This window comes from Amycolatopsis regifaucium (assembly GCF_001613935.1).
GTDB lineage: Bacteria > Actinomycetota > Actinomycetes > Mycobacteriales > Pseudonocardiaceae > Amycolatopsis > Amycolatopsis regifaucium.
On sequence record NZ_LQCI01000034.1, the window covers coordinates 275,226 to 296,860 of the forward strand.

Genomic DNA, 21,635 nt, shown 5'->3' on the forward strand with positions numbered 1-21,635 from the left:
GTTGTGAACGGGACTTTCATGGCAGATTCTGCGATGAAAGTCCCGTTCACAACACATCCGCCGGGGCGGGTCACGAGTCGAAGATCGCCTCGGCGCGGAGCTCGGGGACGACCTCGGCGATACGCACGTAGTCGACATCCTTGTGGATCAGAACGGCCTTATGCCGCACCGCGACCGCCGCGATGAGGCAATCCATCGAAGAACGAACCCTGTGCCCGTCCGCCCGAACGGCCCGGGAGATCTCCGCCGCGCTCCGGAAGTCGATCGCGGGATCCACACCCAGGTTCACGAAACCGGCGAGCGTCCTTTCGAGGCGAGGAAGCGCCTCAGCGTTCGCTCCGGCGAGCAGTTCCATCACAATGGGTTCGGAGGTGACGATCATCTTCGGCTGCGCGGCGAGCTCCACGACCAGATCCCGCGCACGCGTCGCCCGCTTGCGCAGGAAATCGATCCACACCGAGCTGTCGATCAGGCAGCGTTGCTCAGGAGGCATCGCGCCACTTACGGTCGGCGGGGTCATCCCGCATCTCGTCGAGATCCGCTTCCCAGCCGATACCTTCCAGCGCCAGGATGTCGGCGGTGGTGATCACCGGCGCCGCCTTCCGCAATGCGAAATCCACGGCGTCCTTCTTGGTCTTGAACCCATAGCGCTGCATGACGGCGGCGACCAGCTCGTCGTCTATGTCGATATTGGTCCGACTCATACACCAACCATACACCCGCGAGGTGTATGGGCTTACAGGTCCAGGCGATAGGCGATCAACGTGACTCCGGGGTGCGGCTCCCAGTCCCGCTCGGGCATCCGCACGAAACCGAGCCGCTCGTAGAGCCGGTGCGCCCGCTCCATCGTGAGCATGCTGCACAGCACCACCCTGGCGGCACCCACCTCCCGCGCCCGTTCGATGACCGCCCTGGTCAGTGCCTCACCGATACCGCGTCCGGTGGCCGACGGGTGCACGCCGAGCATGCGGAACTCCAGTTCGCCCTCGCGGGACAGCTCGGCGAAGGGTGTCCCAGGGCGCGCGATCGTGACCGTGCCGACCAGGGTGCCGTCGCCGTCCACCGCGACCAGGAGTTCGGCGAGTTCGGCGCGCCGGGCGGCGTCGACGAGCTCGGCCGCGTAGCCCACGCCCTCGACGAGGCCCCGTTCCGCCGCGTACGCGGCCAGGGTGAGTTCCCCGACCGCCTTCAGCTCGTCGGAGCGGGCGGGCCGGATCTCCAGCTCACTCATCGCTGTCCTCTTCGCCGGCGGGCAGCGCGAGTTCGGCGGCGGCCTCGGGGCCGCTCTCCAGCAGCACCCGGAAGCCGTTCTCGTCGAGCACCGGCACCTTCAGCTGGACGGCCTTGTCGTACTTCGTCCCCGGCGAGTCGCCGACGACGACGAACGCCGTCTTCTTCGACACCGAACCGGCCGCCTTCCCGCCGCGGGCCATGATGAACTCCTTGGCCTCGTCGCGGGAGTAGTCGTTCAGCGAACCGGTGACGACGATCGACAGCCCTTCGAGGTTGCGCGGGATGGACTCGTCCCGCTCCTCCTCCATCCGCACGCCCGCCGCGCGCCACTTCTCGATGATCTCGCGATGCCAATCGACCTCGAACCATTCCTTCGCGGCTCGCACGATGGTCGGGCCGACACCGTCGACACCGGCGAGCTCCTCCTCGGAGGCGTTCTCGATCCGTTCCAGCGAACCGAATTCCCGCGCGAGCGCTTGCGCCGCCGTCGGGCCGACGTGCCGGATCGAGAGCCCGACGATGACCTTCCACAGTGGACGGTCCTTGACGGTTTCGAGGTTCTCCAGCAGTTTGCGGCCGTTCGCCGACAGCTCCCCCGCCTTGGTGCGGAACAGCTCCACCTGAAGCAGTTTTTCCTCGTCCAGATCGAAGATGTCACCTTCGTCGTGCACGACACCGGCGTCCAGCAGGGCAACCGCGGCCTCGTACCCGAGCACCTCGATGTCGAAGACGTTCCGGCTCGCGAGGTGGAACAGCCGCTCCCGCCGCTGCGCCAGGCAGAACCGGGCGTTCGGGCAACGGATGTCGATGTCGCCCTCCTTCTGATACGCCAGTTCGGTATCGCAGTTGGGGCAGCGCAACGGCATGACGAACTCGCGCTCTTCGCCGGTGCGCGCGTCGGCCACCGGGCCGAGCACCTCGGGGATGACGTCGCCCGCCTTGCGGATGACGACCTTGTCCCCGATCAGCACGCCTTTGCGTTTGACCTCTTCCTGGTTGTGGAGCGTCGCCATCGCCACCGTGGATCCGGCGACCTTCACCGGCTCCATCACCGCGAACGGCGTGACCCGGCCGGTGCGGCCGACGTTGACCTGGATGTCCAGCAGGGTGGTGATCGCCTCTTCCGGCGGGTACTTGTAGGCGATCGCCCAGCGCGGCGCGCGCGAGGTCGTCCCGAGACGGCGTTGCAGCGCGACCTCGTCGACCTTGATGACGACCCCGTCGATCTCGTGCTCGGCGTCGTGGCGGTGTTCGCCCCAGTACTTGATGTGCTCCAGCAGTTCCTCGCCCGAACTCAGCACCTTGCTGTGCGGCGAGACCGGCAGGCCCCACGCGGCCAGCGCGTCGTATGCCTCGGACTGGCGCTTCGGTTCGAAGCCTTCACGTTTCCCGAGCCCGTGGCAGATCAGCCGCAGATTCCGGGACTTCGTGATCTTCGGGTCCTTCTGCCGCAACGATCCGGCCGCGGTGTTGCGCGGGTTCGCGTACGGATCCTTGCCCGCCTCGACCATCTTCGCGTTGAGCGCCAGGAAGTCCTCGACGCGGAAGTACACCTCGCCGCGGACCTCGACCAGTGCCGGCACCGGGAACTCGTCGGTGCTCCGCAACCGCTCCGGTACCTGCTCCAGCGTGCGGACGTTGAGCGTGACGTCCTCGCCGGTGCGACCGTCGCCCCTGGTCAGCGCGCGGGTGAGGCGGCCGTTCTCGTACAGCAGGTTGATCGCGAGCCCGTCGATCTTGAGCTCGGCGAGGTACTTCGTCGCGCCGATCTCCTTCTGGACGCGCTCGACCCAGGTCTCGAAACCTTCGGTGTCGAACACGTTGTCCAGGCTGAGCATGCGTTCGAGGTGGTCGTGCGCGACGAACTCGGTCGAGAAGGTGCCGCCGACGTTCTGCGTCGGCGACTCCGGCGTCACCAGCCCCGGATACTCGTCCTCGATGGCCTGGAGTTCGTTGAGCAGCTCGTCGAACTGACCGTCGGACACGATCGGTGAGTCCAGCACGTAGTACCGGAACTGGTGCCCGCGGATCTCCTCGGCCAGTGCGCCGTGTCGTTCGCGGACCTCCGCCGGCACGTCGGTGACGTCCTGCGCGACGTCGGCCGTCTCGAGGTCTGAGGGGGTAAGTTCGCTGCTCACGGTAGGGAGCCTAGTCGGGAGTACCGACATTTTCCGGCGCCGGTGAGCCGAGTCGGCCGACCATTTCACGGAGCTCCAGCAGGGTCAGCTGCCCGTCCCGGGCCTCGGTCACCAGCTCGACACGGCCGAGCCGCTCGGCCGCGACGCGCTCACCCAGCGTGGCGTCCAGCGGCAGGAAGGTCATGGTCGTCCGGGTCTCCGGCCGGAGTTCCCCGATCAGCGGATGGAACACGGTCACGTCCACCCGTCCGGTTGATTCGTCCACCTTCGCGGTCACCCGGACGTCGGCGAGCGCGATCCGGGTCTCCCCGAGGTTGACGGTGACCTCACTCGGGTCGGGAACCGGCGGCACGGAGTCGTGGTACTCCCAGATCGCGTCCTCCGGCGGCGCGGCGGCCTTCCACGCGTCGGTGTACGGGCGCAGTTCCGGATCCTCCTGGCCGGTGAGCACCAGCGAGTAGATCGCGCGGTGCCCACGATCGAGGGAGAAGTGCAGCCTCGGATGCAGTGCCTCGACGATGGTGCAGAGGTCGTGCTCCACGCGGTGCGGTTCGCGATCGCCGAGCGCGGCGCTGACCTCCGGCAGGAGCTCGAACCACGCCTCCCAGAACTTCGCCGCCGCGGCCGCCGCGTCCTCGGGGACCGGCTGCTCTGGCCACGCCGTGCGGGGGTCGGGAACGTCCTCGGACTTGCGGGAACGGCGGAACAAACGCATGAAGGGCAGGTTACCGCCCTGTTCACCAGCCTTCGGGCGGTTCGACGAAAGCCTTGCCCGCCTCACGGCTGAGCGTGAGCGCGCGACGCATCCACTCGGGGGTCGCTCCCGCCAGGCCGCACGCCGGGGTCGGCACGACCCGTTCGGCGAGGATCTCGCGGGGGAAGCCGAGCCTGTCCACGAGTTTGAACACGGGGGTGACCAGGTCGCGCAGCGCCACCGGGACGCCGGGATCGGTCGTGGGCACGAGTCCGAGCATCAACGTCGTACCGTCGTCGAGCGCTTCACCGATTTCGTCGAGCTGCGTGGGCGAAGCGCCCTTCAACAGGGAGAAGTCAAAGGCGATCGCCTTCGCGCCCGCCGCGCGCAGCAACGAGATCGGCGGCTTCTCGGCGCAGCAGTGCACCGCGACCGGCTGGCCGGTGATGCGCTCCGCCCCGGAAATCACCGTCGAGAGCAGGTTCCGGGCCTCCGGCGCGGGAACCGCGGGAACGGTGCCGTACCCGGACACCGTCGGCAGATCGCCGCCGAGCACCTCGGGCAGCGACGGTTCGTCGAATTGGACCACCACCGGCGCGCCGAGGCGCGACTTCAGTTCGGCGACGTGCTCGGCCAGTCCGTCCAGCAAGGAAGCGGTGAAGTCGCGCAACGCGCCCCGGTCGGTGAGGATCCGGTGCCCGCGCGGGAGTTCGACGTTCGCGGCGAGTGTCCACGGACCCGCGACCTGCGTCTTGAAGACCGGCGGCGCGGCACCCGCCTTCTCCCTGGCCTCCTGGACGGCGTCGAGGTCCCAGTTCAGCAGATCGACGGCACGGCGGTGGTCGTGGCCGGGGCGGCCGGCGACCCGATAGCCGCTCGGCACCACCTCCACGGCGAGGTCGACCAGCAGCGCCGCCGTCCGGCCGATGACGTCGGCACCGACGCCGCGGGCGGGAAGTTCGGGCAGACACGGGAATTCGGGCAGTTCACCGAACACGATCGAAGCGGCCTCGACCGGATCGGTACCGGGCAGGGAGCCGATCGCGGTGGCCGCGCCTACAGGCCAGGGTCGTTCGTTCACATCCGGATTCTCCCCTTGGTCCCGCTCGGCGGGGCGGCGGGGCCGGGGAGGACACGGACATTCACCGCAATTGCCGTCGATGGGCCCGCGATGGCCCCGAGCGCATTACGCTGACCTGCCATGACGAGCTCTCCACAGCCCGCCGGCTGGTATCCCGACCAGCAGAACCCCCGGTTTCACCGGTGGTGGGACGGGCAGGCCTGGACGGCCGACACGCGGCCGTCCCACGACGCCGAGATGATCGAGCTGGACATCGAAGGCGCGCACGACCCGCACAAGATCCGCGCGCAGGTGGCGAAGGGAACCCAAGGCCGGGGCGGTGCCGTCACCGGCGGCGGGACGCTGTTCTCCGAACCCGTGCTCGTGGTCAACCAGCGCGCCAAACTCATCGAGATGGCAGCCGAGTTCGGGGTCTTCGACCAGCACGGCAACCGGCTCGGCGGTGTCGTGCAGGTCGGGCAGAGCACGTTGAAGAAGGCCATCCGGCTGCTCACGAACTACGACCAGTTCCTGACCCACCGCTTCGAAATCCGCGACGCGAACCACAGCACGGTGCTGAAGGTGACGCGACCGGCGAAGGTGTTCAAATCCCGCTTCCTGGTGACGAGGGCCGACGACTCACCGATCGGGGAGATCGTGCAGGAGAACGTCTTCGGCAAGATCCGGCTGGGGTTCCTGGTCAACGGCGAGAAGGTCGGCGGGATCTTCGCGGAGAACTGGCGGGCGTGGAACTTCGCGATCAAGGACCACGCCGACGTCGAGATCGCGCGGATCACGAAGACCTGGGGGGGTTTCGTGAAGGCCGCGTTCACCACCGCCGACAACTACGTCGTCGAGATCCACCGGCCCCTGCGGGATCCACTGGCCTCGATGGTGGTCGCTTCGGCGCTGACCATCGACACGGCGTTGAAGCAGGACGACAACTGACCCCGCGTTTAGTCCTCTGGACGCGGTAGTTGCGTGTGCAAGGACCGCATCCAGAGGACTGAACGCATTCGGCGCGAGTGACACGGGTCTCACCCGCATAAGTGGACACTCGGCTTCCGGCGGCTCAAGGTGGAAGAACTGGGCGGCACGCTGGAGTGCGTCCGGGACGGAGGTCACCATGGAGCCGTTGCCGGAAGACGGCGAACGGGACTGGGCCGAGCCAGGCGTCTACACGGTCGCGCCGGGGGTTCACCGGATCCCGCTGCCTTTGCCGCACGACGCGTTGCGCGCGGTCAACGTCTACGTCGTCACCGATGGCACCCGCCTGGTCCTCGTCGACTCGGGCTGGGCCCTGGAGTCGGCACGCGAGCGGCTCTCGCGCGGGCTGAAGGCACTGGGCGCCGATCTCGGCGACATCGACGAGTTCCTGATCACCCACGTCCATCGCGATCACTACACGCTGGCCGTGGAGCTGCGCCGTGAATTCGGCGGCAAGGTCGGGCTCGGGAAGCTGGAAGAGCCTTCACTGGCGCGTTCCGGCGATCCGGACCGCTTCCCGATGGAGGCGCAGGTCGGCCTGCTCGAACGCTGTGGCGCGGGCCCCGTGGTCGAGGACCTCGCCAAGGCCTTCGGCGGCGTCCGGCACACCGAGGCGCATCTGTGGGAGCAGCCCGACGAATGGCTCACCCCCGGCAAGCGCACGATCGTGCCCGGCCGCGAGTTCGACATCGTGCACACGCCGGGGCACACGGCCGGGCACGTCGTCTTCGTCGACGACGAGGCGGGGCTGGTGTTCTCCGGCGACCACGTGCTGCCGCACATCACGCCGTCCATCGGATTCCAGCCGGTGCCGGTCGAGCTGCCGTTGAGCGACTACCTCGACTCGCTGCGCCTGGTCCGCGAGCTGCCGGATCGGCGCATGCTGCCGGCGCACGGCCGGGTGACCGACAGCGTCCACGCCCGCGTGGACGAACTGCTGGAACACCACCGCGACCGGCTTGAGGTCATGGGTGCCGAGATCACCGCGGACGTCACGACGGCGTACGAGGTCGCGTTGCGGCTGGGCTGGACGCGCAAACTGCGCAAGCTCGGCGAGATGGACCCGTTCAACCGGATGCTCGCCGTTCTCGAGACCGGGGCGCATCTGGATCTGCTGGTGGCGCAAGGGAAACTCACCGCGACCGAGGCCGAGGGCGTGCGACACTACGCCGCATGATCATCCGTCCAGCGCGCCGCGACGATGTCGCCGCGATCGTCGAGATGCTCGCCGACGATCAGATCGGCGCCACCCGCGATTCGACCGACGACCTCACGCCGTATCTCAAGGCCTTCGAGGAGATCGACGCCGATCCCGCCCAGCTGCTGATCGTCGCCGACGACGCCGGGGAGACCGTCGGCACGCTCCAGCTGTCGATCATCCCCGGCCTGGCGAGGAAGGGCGCGCTGCGCGGGCAGATCGAGGCGGTCCGGGTCCGGGCGAGCCATCGCGGCTCCGGGCTCGGCGGTGAGCTGATGAGGTGGGCGATCGACGAATCCCGGCGGCGGGGGTGCGCACTCGTGCAGCTGACGTCGGACGTGAAACGCGAGGACGCGCACCGGTTCTACGAGCGGCTCGGTTTCGTGGCGAGCCACACCGGTTTCAAGCTCAAGCTCTGACCGCCCGCGGTTCGTCCTCTGAATGCGGTAGTTGCACACACAAGGAACGCATTCAGAGGACTAAACGCGGGTTTAGCGGGTCCCCGAGATCTTCGCGCTTCCCAGCACCAGGTCGCCTTCGGCCGCGTCCGGGCGGTACAGCACGACGACCTGGCCAGGCGCGACCCCGCGCAGCGGCTCACGCAGCTGGACGGTCACTTCGTCACCCGAAACCTCGGCGACGGCCTCGACGATCCCGCCGTGCGCGCGCACCTGGACGACGCATTCGGTGGGCCCGTCCAGCGGGCGCTCACTCGGCCAGATCGGGCGGTCCGCCTCGATCACGTGCACGCCGAGATCCCGCGCCGAACCGACCTTCACCGTGCCCGAAACCGGCTCCAGCGACAGCACGTACCGCGGCCGCCCGTCCGGCGCGGGCGCTTCGATGCCGAGTCCCTTGCGCTGGCCGACGGTGAACCCGTGCACGCCGGTGTGCTCACCGAGCACGGCGCCGGTCTCGGCGTCGACGAGCTGTCCGGGACGCTGGCCGAGCCGCTTCTCCAGGAAGCTCTTGGTGTCGCCGTCCGGGATGAAGCAGATGTCGTGGCTGTCCGGCTTTCGCGCCACCGACAGGCCGCGGCTCTCGGCCTCGGCACGGACGTCGGTCTTCCACGAGTCACCCAGCGGGAACAGCGAGTGCCGCAGCTGTTCCGGGGTGAGCGAGGCCAGCACGTAGGACTGGTCCTTGCCGGAGTCGACGCTGCGCCGCAGCTCCGGCACACCGTCCACAAGGGACAGACGGGCGTAGTGCCCGGTGGCGACGGCGTCGAAACCGAGCGCCATCGCCTTGTCCAGCAACGCCTCGAACTTGATCTTCTCGTTGCAGGTGACGCACGGGTTCGGCGTCCGGCCGGCGGCGTACTCGCCGACGAAGGTCTCGATGACCTCTTCGGTGAACCGCTCGGCGAAGTCCCAGATGTAGAAGGGGATGCCGAGGATGTCCGCCGCGCGGCGCGCGTCACCCGAATCCTCGATCGTGCAACAGCCGCGGGAACCCGTGCGCAGCGTGCCGGGCTTCGCCGACAGCGCCAGGTGCACGCCGACGACCTCGTGCCCGGCGTCCACGGCGCGCGCGGCGGCCACCGCCGAGTCCACGCCCCCGCTCATCGCGGCCAGTACGCGCATCTTCCTCACACCTCTTGCTTCTGCGTCTGCTTGCGCATTCCGGCTAATCCCGCCTGCCTCGCCCGGTCGACGACGCCCGCGATCTCCCTCGAAACCGCTTCAACGTCTTCCGGCGTCGAGGTATGCCCGAGCGAGAACCGCAGCGAACCGCGCGCGGCCGCCGGATCGGCACCCATGGCCAGCAGAACGTGGCTCGGCTGCGCGACACCCGCCGTGCACGCCGATCCAGTGGAACATTCGATGCCCTTGGCGTCCAAAAGCATCAACAGGCTGTCACCGGCGCAGCCGGGGAACGTGAAGTGCGCGTGGGTCGGGAGACGCTCGCCCTCCCCGCCGTTGAGCACCACGTCCGGCACCTCGCGGCGGACGGCCTCGATCAGCTCGTCGCGCAGCTCGCCGACGCGCTTGGCGTACTCCTCGCGGCCTTCGACCGTGGCCTTGACCGCGGTCGCGAACGCGATCACGGCGGGCACGTCGAGGGTGCCCGAACGCACACTGCGTTCCTGGCCACCGCCGTGCAGAACGGGGACGCACGCGGTGTCGCGGCCGAGCAGCAGCGCGCCGACGCCGTACGGGCCGCCGAGCTTGTGCGCCGTCAGCGTCAACGCGGCGGCGCCGCTCCCGGCGAAGTCGACCGGTACCGCGCCGACGGCCTGGACGGCGTCGGTGTGCAGCGGGATCTGGTGCCCGGCGCAGACGGCGGCGAGCTCGGCGATCGGGTTGACCGTGCCGACCTCGTTGTTCGCCCACATCACGGTGGCCAGCGCGACCGTCTCGGGGCTGTCGCCGATGGCGGTGCGCAGCGACTCCGGCGACACCCGGCCGGCCTGATCGGCCTCGACCCAGACCACCTCGGCGCCCGCGTGCTGCTCCAGCCACTCGACGGAATCGAGGACGGCGTGATGCTCGACGGCGCTGCACAGCACCCGGCGGCGCTTCGGATCTTCGCCGTGACGGGCCCAGAAGATGCCCTTGACCGCGAGGTTGTCGCTCTCCGTGCCGCCACCGGTGAAGATCACCTCGGACGGCCGGGCGCCCAGCGCCTCCGCGATCACCTCGCGGGCCTCTTCGACCCGGCGACGGGCCCGGCGTCCCGAGGAATGCAGCGCGGAGGCGTTGCCCACAGTGGACAGCGCCTCGGACATCGCCGCTACGGCTTCGGGCAACATCGGGGTGGTCGCCGCGTGGTCGAGATAGGTCATCGCACCCACCAGGGTAGACCGCTCCGGGCCGTGACCAAGCCCACCCTCATCCGGCGGTGGCCTGGGTCATCCCCGCCGGCCACCGGCCGGTCAGCCGCACCCCGAGCAGGGCGAGCCCGGTCAGCAGCACCGCGAGTACCAAGATCGCCACCGACGGCTCCTTCGCCGAGGCGATCGAAGCGAGCAGGACACCACCCAAACCAATGGTCAGCGCAGAGCCGACCCAGTCCCCGAGCTGCAGCGCCGAAGTGTTGAACCCGCGTTCGGCCTCGGGCGAGTAGCGCAGGAGCAGTACCGAGATCGCGGGCATCGCGATGCCCATCCCGGCGCCGCCGACCGCCGAAGCCACGAACGCCATCCAGCCGGGGAACGAGGGCAGCGGAACGAAGGCGAAGATCGCCAGACCGGTCGCCACCAGCGCGAATCCGGTCCGAAGGGACGCTTCACGGGACCAGTCGAGGAACCGGCCCTGCAGCATCGACCCCGCCGACCAGCCCAGCGCGGTCACCGTCAGCGGCAGACCGGCCAGCGCGGGGCCGTAGCCGTGGACTTCGCTCATCGTGAGCGGCAGGTAGGCCTCCATCCCCGCGTACGCGCCCGCGATCAGCCCGCGGGAGGCGATCACTGTCGGCAACCCCGGCCGCGACGTCAGCGTGCCCGCGGGGAGGAGTTTGCGGAGCGCGTACGCCAGCGCGAGCAGTCCGGCGGCGCCATACGCGAGGGCCGGCAGCGACGGATGCTGGGCCGCCCAGGTGAGCGCGGCGACGCCGAGGGCGGCGACCACCGCGGGCACGACACCGGCGTGGCTCGCGGACGTGCCGGGCACGTGCCTGGGCAGCGTGCGCGTGACCACGACCAGCAGCGCGAGCCCGAGCCCGGTCAGCGGCAGCAACCCGAGGAACACCCAGCGCCAGCCGAGGCTCACCGTCACCACCCCCGCGATCGAAGGCCCGATCACCGCGGGCAGCACCCACGCGGCGGCGTTGGCGGCGTAGATCACCGGTCGTTCGCGGTCGCTGAAGGTGAGTGCGATCAGCAGGGACACCGAAACCAGCAGCAACCCGGAACCGAAACCCTGCAAGGCGCGGCCCAGCAGGAGCACCGGCATGTCGTGCGCGAGTCCGGCCACCAGCAGCCCGGCGGCGAACAGGCCGGTACCGGCGAGCAGCGCGGGCGCCGGACCCTTGCGGTCACCGAGGCGTCCGGATAGGACGGTCGCGACGACACTGGAGACCAGGAACGTGGTGAAGGGCCAGGCGTACAACGCGAGGCCGTCGAGATCGGCGACCATCGTCGGCATCGCGGTGGCGACGCCCATGCTCTCGAACGCGATGAGCGTGACCATCAGCAGCAGCCCGGTCGTGGTCACGCGGTGCTCCGGTGTCCAGAGCACACCCTTCGGCTTCGCCTTGTCCCCAGTGATCGTCATGCCACGAGCATGCGACCTCCAGTTCGGTGGAGGTCAAGCGCTGACGGACTCCAGGCGCAGCTCCCGCGCCAGCATCGCGGCTTCGCCCCGCGACGTGACTTCGAGCTTCCCGAGGATCTTGCGCACGTGGAATTTCACCGTGTGCTCGGTCAGCCGCAGCTCTTCGGCGATCTGCCGGTTCCGCTTCCCGCGCGCGATTCCGGCGAGAACTTCGAGTTCCCGCGGGTTCAGCCGGTCCAGCGGGCGCAATTCCGGCGCCTCCTGGACCCCCAGCGGCAGGACGGCGGTGATCGTGGCGCCCCAGCCGGGTACGGCGTCGACCTCCCAGCGGCCGCCGAGCGGCGTGATCCGCTCGGTGAGGCCGGTGGCCGGCGCGGCACGGGTGACGTCCTGGCCGTCGTCGCGCACGGTGACCCGGAGCACCTGTCCGTCGAGCCGCCAAGCCGCCCGCACGCGGGTGCTGCCCCGTTCCAGCGCGGTGAGCACGAGACCGCGGGTGACCGTGCGCGCGGTGTGCGCGATGTCCTGCGGGAGCGGCCGTTCGTCACCGGGTCCGGCGAGGTCGACGGTCACGTCGCCGTGGCGTACCAAGGGATCCAGCTGCGCGGCGAGGGTGTCGAACGCCGCCGACGCCGGTTCCGCCGAGAGTTCCTGATCGCGGTCGGCGACCGCGCGCAGCTCGATCAGCGCGGCCGCGGCGAGGTCGGTCGCGGTCCGCCGGGCGGCGTCGTCGCCGAGCCGCCGGGACCGCAGCACCGAAAGCAGGGACGTCAGGGTGGCCGCGTGCGCCTGCCCCAGATCGGTGATCGCCCGCGCCCGCGCGGTCGCCGCCGCGATACTGCTCTCCAGCACCGCGGGCTCGGGGTCGGTGGCGCGCTGCGCGGCGTTCACACTGACGAGGTCCCACAGTTTGGCGACGATTTCGAGCGCGCGATCCGCGGGCGCGTCCTCGGTGGGGACGAGCGCGATCGTCGCACCCTTGCCGATCACCGGGGCCGAGGTGAGGACGACGAGTTTCCGGCGCTTCCCGCCGAGTGTCTCGTCGGTGACCACCGCCTGACCGGGGACGCCGAGCGCGGCGAGCTTCCGCAGCTCCGTGCTCGTGACCGCGCCGGTGATCGCCGGATCACCGTCGACCTTGATCGGCAGGCGGGAGCAGTCACCGGTCTCCATGGCGGCGGCGCGGTGCGGCAGGACGGCCGCCGCCGTCGCGGAAAACCGCGGCAGGAGCTCGGGGCGCGGCGCGGCGAGCATGTACTCGACCTGGCTCAGCACGTACAGCGGATCCGACCACTCGTCCATGACTCCACAGTAAGCGCGTTGTCTCGCGGGCACGCTGCTCGCCCGGCTAGCGAACACTGCTCGTCCGAGCGGTTCGGCCGGGGTGCGCACGACGGTTGACTCATCGTCAGCGAAGAAAACCGATGAGGAGTGAACATGCGAGCGATCACCATCACCCAGTACGGCGAACCGGACGTCCTGCGCGTGGCCGAGGTCCCGGTGCCGGAGCCCGGCCCGGGTCAGGTGCGGGTCGCGGTCAAGGCCGCCGGGGTCAACCCGATCGACTGGAAGATCCGGTCGGGTGCCATGGCGGAGGTCCGCGCGGTCGAGTTCCCGCACATCCTCGGTCTGGAACTGGCGGGAGTGGTGGACGCGGTGGACGAAGGCGCCGGATTCGCCGTCGGCGACGAGATCTTCGGCTGGGCCGACACCGGCGCGTACGCGGAGTACGCGCTGGCCACCAACGTCACCCGCAAACCCGCCGGACTTTCGTGGCCCGAAGCCGCCGCGCTGCCCATCGCCGGTGAGACGGCGTTGCGAGTGCTGGGCGAACTCGAGGTCAAGCCGGGCGAGACGGTCGTGATCCACGGCGCGAGCGGCCAGGTCGGCCGGTTCGCGACACAGGCCGCCGTCGCGCTGGGAGCCACCGTCATCGGACTCTCCGGCGCCCGGTCCTCGGACGAGGTCGAAGCACTGGGCGCGCTGCCGGTCGAGTACGGCGACGGCTGGGTATCGCGGGTCCGCTCGGCCGCGCCGGACGGCGTCGACGCGGTGTTCGACGCGGCGGGCTTCGGTGTCCTGAGTGACTCCGTCGAGCTGCTCGGCTCACCCGACCGGCTGATCACCATCGCCGACCCCGCGGCGTACGCGCAGGGGCTGAAGTTCTCGGCCTCTGGTTCGGAATCCCCGGCGGTGCTCGAAGATCTCGTGTCGCGTGAGCTGAAGATCAAGCTGGGGTCGAGTTACGGGTTGGCGGAGGCCGCGGAGGCGCACCGGGAGAGTGCGACGGGGCATGCGGGCGGGAAGATCACGTTGACCGTTGACTGAGGTGAAGGGGCCTTTCATCGCGACGGGGCGGGCCTATCGTCTGGGCCCCCCGGCTACAACCTTGATCCTCCGTTGATCAAGGTCCCGGACGGACGTTCGCGACAATGAAGGAACCGAGACGTCGAGTGTCCCGGGTGACTGAGCTCTGACCCGGATCAACCTGCAATGAAGGGGCCTTTCATCGCAAATTTTGCGATGAAAGGCCCCTTCATTGCACGTGGGGGATTACTGAGAGGGGACTTTCACGACAACAGGGGCAGCGGCCGGGGCCACAGGGGCCGGAGCCGGAGCCGGAACCGGGCGGCGTCGCAACTGCGCCGGGATCTGCACCCGCCCGAGCGCCGCCTGCACGGCGGATTCCGCGAGCGCGGCCAATTCCCGCCGGTCCGCGGCGCGGCCCGGCGCGATCTCCGGGCACACGTGCACCTCCAGCACCAGACCGCGCAAAGCCGCGACCCGCCGCAGGGAAGCGATCAGCGACTCCGGTCCGATGAACGCCGGCTGCGTCGTCTCCCGGCCGTCGGCGAGCCGGAAACGCAAAGCCAGCGGACGCACCGGGACACCGCCGTCGATCGCCGCCTGGAAGGCCGCCGGGCGGAACCGGCCCGAGCCGAGACCGCACCAGGTGGTGCCCTCCGGCGTCACGCTGACGAGTGATCCGCCGCGCATCGCGTCGGCGAGTTCGGCCATCGTCGCGGGCAGGCTCCGCAGGTTTTCGCGGTCGAGGAAGATGCTGCGGCCGCGGCGGACCAGCAGGCCCAGCACCGGCCAGGCGCCGACCTCCTTCTTCGCCAGCGCCCGCATCGGCTGGACGGCGTTGACCGCGATGATGTCCAGCCACGAGATGTGGTTGTTCACCACGAGCGCGCCACGGCCGGGCACGGCGCGGAAACGCTCGTCGCCGAGCACGCGCAGCTTCACCCCGAACGAGCGAAGGATCCCCGCGAACAGCAGGCGTACCAGGCGTTCCCGGGGCATGCCGCGCAGCACGAGCACCAGCGGCGCGGTCAGGAAGGCCGCGCCGATGACGCCGATCGCGGCGGCGAACCGCAGGACGCGCCGCGGGAACGCGACCGTCGGCGCCCCTTCGGTGAGGCATCCGTCGCCGCACGGCGACTTCGGCATCCAAGCGTGGCTCATCCTCGCACTCCCAGGAAGAACTTGAGGTACCGCTCGTCGACGTTGTGCAGATCCAGCAGGACGAAGAAGTCCGCGACGCCGAAATCCGCGTCGAGCGCGGGCGGGCCGTAGATTTTCGCGCCCAGTCGCGTGTATCCCTTGATGAGCGGTGGGAGGATCGCCCGCGTCGGCCGCTCGACGTCCTCGAGACGCCACGGGTTCAGCGGCGTCACCCGGAGCGACTCGTCCGCGTAGTGCTTGGTGCGCAAGACATCCCAGACGCCCGCCGCGTAGCTCCCGCCGTCGGTCAGCGGCACGGACGCGCAGCCGGCGAGGTACCGGTGGCCCGCCAGCAGCATGTACCGCCCGATCCCCGCCCAGACGAGGCTCACCACGGCACCGCTGCGATGGTCGGGGTGCACGCACGAACGGCCCGTCTCGACCAGCGAAGGACGCAGCGCGCCGAGCGCGGTCAGATCGAATTCGCTGTCGGAGTACAGCTTTCCCGCCAGCGCGGCCCGATCGGGCGGCAGCATCCTGTACGTGCCCACGATCTCGCCGGTGTTGTCGTCCCGCACCACGAGGTGGTCGCAGAACTCGTCGAAGTAGTCGACGTCGAGGCCTGGTGTGGGCGAATTGAGCTTCGCTCCCATTTCCTCGGCGAACACCTGATGACGAAGGCGTTGCGCGGCAACGACCTCTTCGTTTCCGTTGGCGACGAGGAGTGAGTACCGCGGCGCGTCTGCCGGGAGTTCGACACCTGCCTGGTCAGTACTGACGAGGAGCTGTGACGTCGTCATAAGCAAGGTCTACCCCTCGGGGGGTACCAACGACGATGCGCCCGATGGCCGATCAGTGCACGTTCAGTTAATTGCGGGTTCTCAGGGTTCTCTCAGGCTGGTAGATCACTTCCGGGTCACGGAAAAGGGGCCGCCCGGGAAAGATATCCCGGACGGCCCCGCTTCGAACGAAGGACTCAGCCCTTGCGCTTCTGGACCTCTTCGGTCAGCTGCGGCGCGACGTTGAACAGGTCGCCCACCACACCGAAGTCGGCGATCTCGAAGATCGGCGCCTCGGCGTCCTTGTTGACCGCGATGATGGTCTTCGAAGTCTGCATACCCGCCCGGTGCTGGATCGCACCGGAGATGCCCAGCGCGATGTACAGCTGCGGCGAGACCGTCTTACCGGTCTGGCCGACCTGGAACTGCGCCGGGTAGTAGCCCGAGTCGACGGCGGCGCGGGAAGCACCGACGGCCGCGCCGAGCGAGTCGGCGAGCGCCTCGACGACGTCGAACTTGTCGGCCGAGCCGACACCGCGACCGCCGGAGACGACGACCGAGGCCTCGGTCAGCTCCGGCCGGTCGCCACCGACGATCGGCTCGACACCGGTGATCTTGGCGGACTTCGCCGGGTCGCCCGCGGGGACCTCGACGGTCTCCTCGGCGGCGGCACCGTCGGCCGGGGACGCCTCGACCGCGCCGGGGCGGATCGAGATGACCGGGGCACCCTTGGTGGCCTTCGACTTCACGGAGAACGCGCCACCGAAGATGGACTGGTCCACGCTGCCGTCGCTGTTCACGCCGACGGCGTCGTACAGCAGACCGGAGCCGAGGCGGACCGCGACCCGGGCGGACACCTCCTTGCCCTCGGCGCTGGCCGCGACGAGCACGGCCGCCGGGGAGGTCCGCTCCGCGAGCGCGGTGAGGACGTCCACCTTCGGGGTGACCAGGAAGCCGGTGGCGTTGTCGCCCTCGGCGACGTACACCTTGGCGGCGCCGTGCGCGGCGAGGGCTTCCTTCGCCTTGGCGGCGGTGCCGGTCGGGCCGACGACGACCGCGGACGGCTCACCCAGCTCACGAGCGGCGGTCAGCAGCTCGAGCGTGACCTTCTTGACTTCACCGTCGACGTGGTCGACGAGGACGAGTACTTCAGCCATTTCCCTATTCCTCCTCGAAACCTGTCTCAGATGAGCTTCTGCGCGACCAGGTAGGCGGCCACCTTGCTGCCGCCGTCACCCTCGTCCTCGACGCGCTCACCGGCGGTGCGCGGCGGCTTCGGGGAGGCTTCGAGCACGGACGACCAGGCGTTGCCGAGGCCGACCTCGCCCGCGTCCAGGCCGAGGTCCGCGACGGTCAGCGTCTCGACCGGCTTCTTCTTCGCGGCCATGATCCCCTTGAAGGAGGGGTAGCGCGGCTCGTTGATCTTCTCGCCGACGCTCACGATCGCGGGCAGGCTCGCTTCGAGGTGCGTGACGCCGTCCTCGGTGTAGCGGTCGGCCTTGATCGAGGTGCCGTCGACGGTCAGCTCGTTCACGTGGGTCAGCTGCGGCAGGCCGAGCAGCTCGGCGATGATCGCCGGCACGGCGCCACCGCGGCCGTCGGAGGCCTCGTTACCGGTGATGACCAGGTCGTAGCCTTCGACCTTGCCGATCGCGGCGGCCAGCACCTTGGCGGTGGCGATCGCGTCGGAACCGTGGAGAGCCTCGTCCGAGACGTGGATGGCCTTGTCGGCACCCATGGACAGCGCCTTGCGGATCGCGTCGGTGGCGCGGTCGGGGCCCACCGAGACGACGGTGACCTCGCCTTCGCCGGCTTCCTTGATCTTCAGGGCTTCTTCGACGGCCTTCTCGTTGATCTCGTCGAGCACGGCGTCGGCGGATTCGCGGTCAAGGGTGTTGTCGGCACCGGAGAGCTTCCGCTCCGAGTAGGTGTCCGGTACCTGCTTGACCAGGACAACGATGTTCGTCATGGGTCTACTTCGACCTCCCGTTAGTGGCCGGCGTCGGCCACGGGGCAACAGCTCTACTGGCCGGTAGATTAGGGCCATTTCGGCGCGGCGGCCCGCCGAGGTGACCTCATTCACCTGGATGCACGTTTTACTGGGACCATCGTCCAGGTAGTTCACCCGGAAGTGAGTGTTACCGCGCGACTAACCCGAACGGACGTACTCGGGGGTACTCCCGGTAGAGCGACGGGTTAATCTGCCGCACCATGCGTTCCTTTCCCGGCCCTGTCGCCGTGATCACGGACTCGACCGCCTGCCTTCCCACCTCGGTCGCCGAACGCTGGGGGATCGGGATCGTCCAGGTCCAATTGCAGATCGGCGACCAGTTCGAAGAAGAGAACCGCTGCGACCGCGAAAAGGTCGTCCGCGAACTGCGCGCCGGTACCCCGGTGAGGACGGCGCCTCCCGAGGTCGCCGCGTTCTTCTGGGCGTTCCAGGAGGCCGCTAGCAAAGGCGCCTCGGCGATCGTCAGCGTCCACATCTCGGGGCGGATGTCGGAGACGGTGAACGCCGCCCGCGAGGCCGCGCAGCAGGTGAACGTCCCGGTCCATGTCCTCGACAGCGGGACCACGGGGATGAGCCTCGGTTTAGCGGCGACCTCGGCCGCGAAGGTCGCCGCCGCGGGCGGGCAGGCCACACGGGTCATCGACGCGGCCGAACGCCGGTTCCGGGGCAGCCGGGAGATCCTCTACGTCGACACGCTGGAGTTCCTGCGCCGCGGCGGCCGCATCGGCGCCGCGCAGGCGTTCCTCGGCTCCGCGTTCTCGATCAAACCCCTGCTGACGCTGAAGAACGGCGAGGTCGCGCCGCTGACAAGGGTGCCGGGTCAGCGGCGGGCGCTCAACAAGCTCGTCGACCTCGCCGTGGAATGCGCGGGCGAGCAGGAGGTCGAGATCGCCATCACCCGGTTCGGCCCGGACGAACGCGATCTCGAGATCGGCGGACGGCTGCGCGCCCGGGTGCCGCGTATCGTCGACAGCACCCTGGTCGACGCGAGCATGATCCTCGGCGCCCACCTCGGCCCTGGCGCCATCGGCATCACGGTGTCGCCGGTGTAGCGCGTTCGCCCGGGATCAGCGCCACTACCAGCGGCAGCACCGCGCCCAGCGCGGTCGTCACGATGACGAGCACCTGGTCCACCGGCTCGAAATGCGAGACGTGGCCCAGGTGGTAGAGGAAGTGCGGCAGTCCGAAGCAGAAGGTGGCGAGCGCCGCGAGCCTGGCCACGGCGGTCGTCCCGATCACGGCGGCGCCGATCAGGATGGCGGCGAGTGCCAGGTTGAGGCCGCCGAAGTCGCGGAGCAGGTGTTCGTTGAAGGGGCCGTCCATCGCCACCCAGCCGGTGCGGAAGCCGGGGAAGTCCTGGTAGAAGCCACCGGGGCTGACCAGCGGCCAGAGTCCGACCGGCAGTTCGATCAGGCCGAAGACGACGAGCAGTACGCGGGTGATTGTCCGTTGCATACCCCCTGGACAACGCGGCGCCGCGAAACGTGACACGCGTTTCGTCCTCTGAACGCGGTAGTCGCACGCGCAAGGACCGCGTTCAGAGGACTACATGCGGAGGGGAGCCGAAGTGACCGGCCGGTAGGGTCGCGGCGTGACCACCCCAGCCACCAGGGCCGAAGCGCTGCACCTCACGGGCGAACGCACCGTGCCCGGCATCGCCGCGGAGAATTACTGGTACCGCCGTCACGAGGCCGCGTATCGCTCGCTCCTGCCGCTGTGCGCGGGCAAGACCGTCCTGGAGGCCGGCTGCGGCGAGGGCTACGGCGCCGGGCTCATCGCCACCGTCGCCGAGCGGGTGCTCGCGCTCGACTACGACGTCCCCACCACCGAGCACGTCGCCCGGCGCTACCCCGGCATCGGAGTGGCCAGGGCCAATCTGGTGTTCCTGCCGCTGCGGGACGCCTCGGTCGACGTAGTCGCCAACTTCCAGGTGATCGAGCACCTCTGGGATCAGGGCGCGTTCCTCGCCGAATGCCGCCGCGTGCTCTCCCCCGGCGGACGGCTGATCGTCACCACGCCCAACCGGCTGACCTTCACTCCGGACAGCGACACCCCGCTCAACCCGTTCCACACCAGGGAACTCGCACCGTCCGAATTGGACGAACTGCTCCGTGACGCCGGTTTCGAGGTCGAGACGCTGCACGGTCTCCACCACGGCGAAGGCGTGCGGAAACTCGACGACAAGTACGGCGGATCGATCATCGACGCCCAGCTCGACGTCGTCATGGGACAGCTGCCCGGGCAAGCGACCTGGCCACCCGGACTGCTGGCCGACGTCGAAGGAATCCAGGCGGCGGATTTCGCCATCCACGGCGAGGATCTCGACGCCAGCCTCGACCTCGTCGCCGTGGCGGTGCGCGCATGAGCGAGTACGAGGGCACGTTCTGCCTCGTCGTGCACAGCCATCTGCCGTGGCTGCCGCACCACGGTTCCTGGCCGGTCGGCGAAGAATGGCTTTACCAGGCCTGGGCCCATTCCTATCTGCCGATGGTCGATCTCCTGCGCCGCTTCGCCGACGAGGGCCGCGAAGACGTCCTCACGCTCGGCATGACCCCGATCCTCGCCGCGCAACTGGACGACCCCTACTGCATCGACGCCTTCCACGACTGGCTCGGGCATTGGCAGCTGCGCGCCTGGCACGCGGCCACGCTCTGGCGCGGCGACCCGCTGCTGCGCGAGCTGGCCGCGAGCGAGTACCGGACCGCCACCAAAGCCGCGGAAGAGCTGGAAAGCCGGTGGCGCCACGGCTTCTCCCCCATTCTTCGGTCCTTTGTGGACTCGGGGACGATCGAATTGCTCGGCGGACCGCTGGCGCATCCGTTCCAGCCGCTGCTCGATCCGACGGTCCGCGACTTCATGCTGCGCGGCGGCCTGGCCGACACCGCGCTGCGGATCGGACAGCGTCCCGAAGGCATTTGGGCGCCTGAATGCGGTTACGCGCCCGGTATGGAAACCGCGTACGCCGCGGCCGGTGTCCAGCGCTTCATGGTCGACGGGCCGTCCCTGCACGGCGACACCTCGGCAGCACGGACCGTCGGCGACTCCGACGTCGTCTGCTTCGGCCGCGACCTCGAAGTCACCTATCGCGTTTGGTCGCCGAAAGCCGGCTACCCCGGCCACGCCGCCTACCGCGACTTCCACACCTGGGCGCACGAGGTCGGCCTCAAACCGTCCCGGGTGACCGGCAAGAGTGTCGAGCCGCCGGACAAGGCGCCGTACGACCCGGCGATGGCGGCGGGCACGCTCGGCGGACACGTCCAGGACTTCGTCGACACCGTCGTCGCCCGGTTGCGCTCGCTGAAGGCGGAACACGGCCGCGAGTCGCTCGTCGTCGCGGCTTACGACACGGAGTTGTTCGGGCACTGGTGGCACGAGGGCCCCGCCTGGCTCGAAGGCGTCCTGCGCGCGCTACCCGAGGCCGGTGTCCGCGTCACGACACTCAAGGGCGCGCTCGAAGCAGGCCATCTCGGCGGGAAGGTCGACCTCCCGGCGTCGTCTTGGGGGTCCGGCAAGGACTGGCGGGTCTGGGACGGCGAGCAGGTCGCGGACATGGTGCGGGACAACACCGCGCTGCAGCACCGGATGCTCGACCTGGTCACGGGGATGGACACGACGACCCGCGACGCCGTCCGTGATCAGGCCGTCGCCGAGGCGATGCTGGCGCTTTCGAGCGACTGGGCGTTCATGGTCACCAAGGATTCCGCCGCCGACTACGCGCGACGGCGGGCGAAGGTCCACACCGATCGATTCGACACGCTCGCCCGGCTGGTCCACGAGGGCTCGCACGAGCGAGCCAGGGAGACCGCGGCGGCGTACCGGCGTGACGACGGGCCGTTCGGCCACATCGACGCGCGCGACCTGCTGAGGAAATGAC

Annotated in this window: 22 protein-coding genes; 7 read left to right on the forward strand and 15 right to left on the reverse strand. The window is 69.4% G+C overall.

The features are described from left to right. Positions 1 to 70: 70 nt before the first annotated feature. Genes vapC through AVL48_RS25085 form a run of 6 tightly spaced genes read right to left on the reverse strand, consistent with a single transcriptional unit; the run spans position 71 to position 5,146 of the window. A complete protein-coding gene (gene vapC / locus AVL48_RS25060) occupies positions 71 to 493 on the reverse strand; it encodes a type II toxin-antitoxin system VapC family toxin (protein WP_061982062.1) in 423 nt (140 codons plus the stop codon). Continuing rightward, entirely contained in the window at positions 483 to 704 is a 222-nt protein-coding gene (locus tag AVL48_RS25065; protein ID WP_063816522.1) for a type II toxin-antitoxin system VapB family antitoxin, read from the reverse strand. The genes vapC and AVL48_RS25065 overlap by 11 nt, the downstream gene beginning before the upstream one ends. A gap of 32 nt (positions 705 to 736) precedes the next feature. Continuing rightward, positions 737 to 1,231, reverse strand: coding sequence for a GNAT family N-acetyltransferase (locus tag AVL48_RS25070; protein ID WP_061982064.1), 495 nt, complete (start codon positions 1,229 to 1,231; stop codon positions 737 to 739). Further along, entirely contained in the window at positions 1,224 to 3,371 is a 2,148-nt protein-coding gene (gene ligA, locus AVL48_RS25075; RefSeq protein WP_061982065.1) for an NAD-dependent DNA ligase LigA, read from the reverse strand. Before ligA ends, AVL48_RS25070 begins: the two co-directional genes overlap by 8 nt. Positions 3,372 to 3,381: 10 nt before the next feature. Further along, positions 3,382 to 4,086: a hypothetical protein gene (locus AVL48_RS25080; RefSeq protein WP_061982066.1), complete on the reverse strand. Its 705-nt coding sequence runs from the start codon at positions 4,084 to 4,086 to the stop codon at positions 3,382 to 3,384. Positions 4,087 to 4,108: 22 nt separating this feature from the next. Then, the gene (locus AVL48_RS25085; RefSeq protein WP_061982067.1) at positions 4,109 to 5,146 is read right to left on the reverse strand and encodes a methionine synthase; all 1,038 of its coding nucleotides are present in this window, start codon (positions 5,144 to 5,146) and stop codon (positions 4,109 to 4,111) included. Positions 5,147 to 5,266: 120 nt separating this feature from the next. Here AVL48_RS25085 and AVL48_RS25090 point away from each other — a divergent pair, with 120 nt between their 5' ends. The 3 genes from AVL48_RS25090 (at position 5,267) to AVL48_RS25100 (ending at position 7,729) form a co-directional block, all read left to right on the forward strand. Further along, on the forward strand, positions 5,267 to 6,073 hold the full coding sequence (locus AVL48_RS25090) for an LURP-one-related family protein (protein ID WP_061982068.1): 807 nt from the start codon (positions 5,267 to 5,269) through the stop codon (positions 6,071 to 6,073). Between the two features lie 178 nt (positions 6,074 to 6,251). Continuing rightward, positions 6,252 to 7,289 carry an MBL fold metallo-hydrolase gene (locus tag AVL48_RS25095; protein ID WP_061982069.1) on the forward strand — a complete coding sequence of 346 codons (1,038 nt, stop codon included), beginning with the start codon at positions 6,252 to 6,254 and terminating at the stop codon, positions 7,287 to 7,289. Beyond that, complete coding sequence (locus tag AVL48_RS25100; protein WP_061982070.1) at positions 7,286 to 7,729, forward strand: GNAT family N-acetyltransferase; 444 nt, start codon at positions 7,286 to 7,288, stop codon at positions 7,727 to 7,729. Before AVL48_RS25095 ends, AVL48_RS25100 begins: the two co-directional genes overlap by 4 nt. Positions 7,730 to 7,801: 72 nt before the next feature. On the opposite strand, the gene mnmA is transcribed toward AVL48_RS25100, so the two are convergent. Genes mnmA through AVL48_RS25120 form a run of 4 tightly spaced genes read right to left on the reverse strand, consistent with a single transcriptional unit; the run spans position 7,802 to position 12,826 of the window. Next, positions 7,802 to 8,893: a tRNA 2-thiouridine(34) synthase MnmA gene (gene mnmA / locus AVL48_RS25105; protein ID WP_061982071.1), complete on the reverse strand. Its 1,092-nt coding sequence runs from the start codon at positions 8,891 to 8,893 to the stop codon at positions 7,802 to 7,804. Between the two features lie 5 nt (positions 8,894 to 8,898). After that, entirely contained in the window at positions 8,899 to 10,095 is a 1,197-nt protein-coding gene (locus AVL48_RS25110) for a cysteine desulfurase family protein (protein ID WP_061982072.1), read from the reverse strand. Positions 10,096 to 10,141: 46 nt separating this feature from the next. Continuing rightward, positions 10,142 to 11,524, reverse strand: a complete 1,383-nt coding sequence (locus AVL48_RS25115) for an MFS transporter (protein ID WP_061982073.1) — start codon at positions 11,522 to 11,524, stop codon at positions 10,142 to 10,144. Positions 11,525 to 11,557: 33 nt separating this feature from the next. Next, complete coding sequence (locus AVL48_RS25120) at positions 11,558 to 12,826, reverse strand: LuxR C-terminal-related transcriptional regulator (RefSeq protein ID WP_061982074.1); 1,269 nt, start codon at positions 12,824 to 12,826, stop codon at positions 11,558 to 11,560. 135 nt (positions 12,827 to 12,961) lie between these two features. Here AVL48_RS25120 and AVL48_RS25125 point away from each other — a divergent pair, with 135 nt between their 5' ends. Continuing rightward, entirely contained in the window at positions 12,962 to 13,852 is an 891-nt protein-coding gene (locus tag AVL48_RS25125) for an NADP-dependent oxidoreductase (RefSeq protein WP_061982376.1), read from the forward strand. Positions 13,853 to 14,077: 225 nt separating this feature from the next. On the opposite strand, the gene AVL48_RS25130 is transcribed toward AVL48_RS25125, so the two are convergent. The 4 genes from AVL48_RS25130 to AVL48_RS25145 form a co-directional block, all read right to left on the reverse strand. After that, positions 14,078 to 14,992 (reverse strand): lysophospholipid acyltransferase family protein, encoded by a 915-nt coding sequence (locus tag AVL48_RS25130; RefSeq protein ID WP_061982075.1) that lies wholly within the window; start codon positions 14,990 to 14,992, stop codon positions 14,078 to 14,080. Beyond that, complete coding sequence (locus tag AVL48_RS25135; RefSeq protein ID WP_061982076.1) at positions 14,989 to 15,771, reverse strand: GNAT family N-acetyltransferase; 783 nt, start codon at positions 15,769 to 15,771, stop codon at positions 14,989 to 14,991. The genes AVL48_RS25130 and AVL48_RS25135 overlap by 4 nt, the downstream gene beginning before the upstream one ends. A 176-nt stretch (positions 15,772 to 15,947) precedes the next feature. Further along, positions 15,948 to 16,907 carry an electron transfer flavoprotein subunit alpha/FixB family protein gene (locus tag AVL48_RS25140; RefSeq protein WP_061982077.1) on the reverse strand — a complete coding sequence of 320 codons (960 nt, stop codon included), beginning with the start codon at positions 16,905 to 16,907 and terminating at the stop codon, positions 15,948 to 15,950. A gap of 26 nt (positions 16,908 to 16,933) precedes the next feature. Then, positions 16,934 to 17,719 carry an electron transfer flavoprotein subunit beta/FixA family protein gene (locus AVL48_RS25145; RefSeq protein ID WP_061982078.1) on the reverse strand — a complete coding sequence of 262 codons (786 nt, stop codon included), beginning with the start codon at positions 17,717 to 17,719 and terminating at the stop codon, positions 16,934 to 16,936. Positions 17,720 to 17,961: 242 nt separating this feature from the next. Between AVL48_RS25145 and AVL48_RS25150 the strand changes: the two genes are divergently transcribed. Next, complete coding sequence (locus tag AVL48_RS25150) at positions 17,962 to 18,813, forward strand: DegV family protein (RefSeq protein ID WP_061982079.1); 852 nt, start codon at positions 17,962 to 17,964, stop codon at positions 18,811 to 18,813. Here the strand turns inward: AVL48_RS25150 and AVL48_RS25155 are convergent. Then, positions 18,794 to 19,216, reverse strand: a complete 423-nt coding sequence (locus tag AVL48_RS25155; RefSeq protein WP_061982080.1) for a hypothetical protein — start codon at positions 19,214 to 19,216, stop codon at positions 18,794 to 18,796. The genes AVL48_RS25150 and AVL48_RS25155 overlap by 20 nt on opposite strands. A gap of 136 nt (positions 19,217 to 19,352) precedes the next feature. Between AVL48_RS25155 and AVL48_RS25160 the strand changes: the two genes are divergently transcribed. Next, positions 19,353 to 20,126, forward strand: coding sequence for a class I SAM-dependent methyltransferase (locus AVL48_RS25160; protein ID WP_061982081.1), 774 nt, complete (start codon positions 19,353 to 19,355; stop codon positions 20,124 to 20,126). Further along, the gene (locus tag AVL48_RS25165) at positions 20,123 to 21,634 is read left to right on the forward strand and encodes a 1,4-alpha-glucan branching protein domain-containing protein (protein WP_061982082.1); all 1,512 of its coding nucleotides are present in this window, start codon (positions 20,123 to 20,125) and stop codon (positions 21,632 to 21,634) included. The genes AVL48_RS25160 and AVL48_RS25165 overlap by 4 nt, the downstream gene beginning before the upstream one ends. Position 21,635: the final 1 nt, after the last annotated feature.

Coding starts and splice junctions, on each gene's coding strand:
- vapC (WP_061982062.1), bottom strand. CDS start 493: ATGCCTCCTGAGCAACGCTGCCTGATCGACAGCTCGGTGTGGATCGAT.
- AVL48_RS25065 (WP_063816522.1), bottom strand. CDS start 704: ATGAGTCGGACCAATATCGACATAGACGACGAGCTGGTCGCCGCCGTC.
- AVL48_RS25070 (WP_061982064.1), bottom strand. CDS start 1,231: ATGAGTGAGCTGGAGATCCGGCCCGCCCGCTCCGACGAGCTGAAGGCG.
- AVL48_RS25080 (WP_061982066.1), bottom strand. CDS start 4,086: ATGCGTTTGTTCCGCCGTTCCCGCAAGTCCGAGGACGTTCCCGACCCC.
- AVL48_RS25090 (WP_061982068.1), top strand. CDS start 5,267: ATGACGAGCTCTCCACAGCCCGCCGGCTGGTATCCCGACCAGCAGAAC.
- AVL48_RS25095 (WP_061982069.1), top strand. CDS start 6,252: ATGGAGCCGTTGCCGGAAGACGGCGAACGGGACTGGGCCGAGCCAGGC.
- AVL48_RS25100 (WP_061982070.1), top strand. CDS start 7,286: ATGATCATCCGTCCAGCGCGCCGCGACGATGTCGCCGCGATCGTCGAG.
- mnmA (WP_061982071.1), bottom strand. CDS start 8,893: ATGCGCGTACTGGCCGCGATGAGCGGGGGCGTGGACTCGGCGGTGGCC.
- AVL48_RS25110 (WP_061982072.1), bottom strand. CDS start 10,095: ATGACCTATCTCGACCACGCGGCGACCACCCCGATGTTGCCCGAAGCC.
- AVL48_RS25115 (WP_061982073.1), bottom strand. CDS start 11,524: ATGACGATCACTGGGGACAAGGCGAAGCCGAAGGGTGTGCTCTGGACA.
- AVL48_RS25120 (WP_061982074.1), bottom strand. CDS start 12,826: ATGGACGAGTGGTCGGATCCGCTGTACGTGCTGAGCCAGGTCGAGTAC.
- AVL48_RS25125 (WP_061982376.1), top strand. CDS start 12,962: ATGCGAGCGATCACCATCACCCAGTACGGCGAACCGGACGTCCTGCGC.
- AVL48_RS25130 (WP_061982075.1), bottom strand. CDS start 14,992: ATGAGCCACGCTTGGATGCCGAAGTCGCCGTGCGGCGACGGATGCCTC.
- AVL48_RS25135 (WP_061982076.1), bottom strand. CDS start 15,771: ATGACGACGTCACAGCTCCTCGTCAGTACTGACCAGGCAGGTGTCGAA.
- AVL48_RS25140 (WP_061982077.1), bottom strand. CDS start 16,907: ATGGCTGAAGTACTCGTCCTCGTCGACCACGTCGACGGTGAAGTCAAG.
- AVL48_RS25145 (WP_061982078.1), bottom strand. CDS start 17,719: ATGACGAACATCGTTGTCCTGGTCAAGCAGGTACCGGACACCTACTCG.
- AVL48_RS25150 (WP_061982079.1), top strand. CDS start 17,962: ATGCGTTCCTTTCCCGGCCCTGTCGCCGTGATCACGGACTCGACCGCC.
- AVL48_RS25155 (WP_061982080.1), bottom strand. CDS start 19,216: ATGCAACGGACAATCACCCGCGTACTGCTCGTCGTCTTCGGCCTGATC.
- AVL48_RS25165 (WP_061982082.1), top strand. CDS start 20,123: ATGAGCGAGTACGAGGGCACGTTCTGCCTCGTCGTGCACAGCCATCTG.